At 64.5% G+C, this 1,843-nt stretch carries 1 protein-coding gene; it reads right to left on the reverse strand.

The genetic code is table 11. The features are described from left to right. Positions 1 to 1,691, reverse strand: a 1,691-nt coding sequence (locus A6D6_RS21570) for a type VI secretion system Vgr family protein (protein ID WP_159661847.1), incomplete at its 3' end; no start/stop codon positions are given. Positions 1,692 to 1,843 lie beyond the last annotated feature (152 nt).

Raw genomic sequence — 1,843 nt, forward strand, 5'->3', positions numbered from 1 at the left:
CCCAGGCCGCTGCGGGCCAGGCTGGTTTCCAGCCGTACACTCACCTGTTTCGGGGTGTCGTCCAGCAGCAGGCGCTGCAGGGTCGGGCTGTGATCGCCCTGGCCGTCGTGGTCGCGGGTTTGCAGGCCGCTGACGGTGCCGGCGTGGTTGGTGCCGTCTTCCTGGGCGACGCCGAACGGCGGTTTCACTTCGCCGTTGTAGAGTTGACCGATGATCACCGGCTGATCAATGTCCCCCTGACGGAACTCGACCAAGACCTCGCTATCGATCCGGGGCAGGAAGTTGGCGCCCCAGTTGGGACCTGCCAGGGCTTCCGCCACCGGCACCCAAATCCCCGAAGACGCATCGCCAGGGGCATGACCCGATTGGGGGGCACCCGCGTCGTTAAGGCCACCGGGGTTGGGAGCGTCCCCGCGCTGCCAAGTGTATTGGATGCGCACCTGATGGTCGCGACTGCTGGTCACGGCGTCGCCGGGGTGGCCTACCACTCGCGCCAGCAGCGGGCCGCCCACCTCGGGCTTGGGGCGGGGCATAGGGGCTATGGGCGTGGTGGCGGGGACGGCCAGGAAGGCGTTGCGGTACTGGCCGGCCCTGAGGGTTTCGTCGCCGAGCAACTCGCCAGCATGGCCCAAGTTGTTCACCGCCGCGTGTTCCACCACCAGCGCCACATAGGGCCCTTCATCGCAACGCGGATGGCCGCTCAAGGTAAAGGCTTCACCGGTGGCTAGGGTGCGTACCCGACTTTCGCCGCGATGGACCCGTTGTAACACCCGCAAGGCATCCAGATGGTGGCCGGCGGTCCGTTCCGCCTGTTCGGCGCTGTCGAAGCGAGCATCCTGGCGGTGCCAGTAGATCTCCCGTACCGGCAGACCATCTGGGTCGGTGGCTTCGGCGCGACCAGTGACGGTACGTACCTTGCTGCTGTGCCAGCTGGCCACCTGCACCGCGTTGGGGGTGAGGCGGCTACCGTCGGTGAAGCGGGTCACCGAAGGTCGGCTTTCCTCGGCGTGGTCATTATGGAAATCCAGGGAGGGGCCTTCCGGCAGGCGGGCGTGCTGGTCGAACACCACCAAAGTCACCGGCGGGCCGCCGTCTTCGGCATCCTCTTGGCCGTCCTGGCGATGCTCAAAACGCCAAGCCAGTCCGTATTCCGCCATCAATCGCTGACAGAAGGCCCACTGGTTTTCCCGGTACTGGGTGATCATGGGCCGTTGCGGCAGCGGGGTCGTGAGATCAAAGCGGACAGCGGCTTCGGGGTATTCGCCGATGATGCGCTCGATAACGTCTTGGGCGGAGCACTGAGGGAAGATCTCGCTGTTCAGGCGTTCTCCCAGCCAGAAGTTCCAGGAACCCAGGACCAACTCGCAGCGGGGCAAACCGTCCATGTCCCGGTATTGATAGGAGTCTACACAGACACCGTGCCAGCGGCGCCAGCCGCCATCCGGACAGCGTAGGGACAGCATCATCGGCTGGCCGTTCAAGACGTCACCAATGTCCTCATCCCGACGGTCCGAGCCGGTAATGAAGCAGTCGATGGTGAAGGTGTACTGGCCACAGACTTCCTCGCGGCCCCGAAAGTGCTCCACCACCAGGCCATCTGCGGCGGCGTCGATTTCGATCAGGCGTCGGTCTTGGAGTGGGGTGGCCAGGGCGGCGAGAATATCGCGGCCAAGCGAAACGGGATCGGTCATGGAAGTCCTTCTCCAATATCTATCATCAGCGAATCCGGCTGAGGTCAGCGAAGCATAGCAAGCTGGGCGCTAGGGTCAACGGGCCCCTTCTCCGAGAGCAGTGATGGCCGCCAATGACTGTGCATTTGTCCACTTCCCCGTTAGTGAGACAG

The sequence above is a fragment of the Alcanivorax xiamenensis genome, from assembly GCF_009846745.1.
Taxonomy (GTDB): domain Bacteria; phylum Pseudomonadota; class Gammaproteobacteria; order Pseudomonadales; family Alcanivoracaceae; genus Alloalcanivorax; species Alloalcanivorax xiamenensis.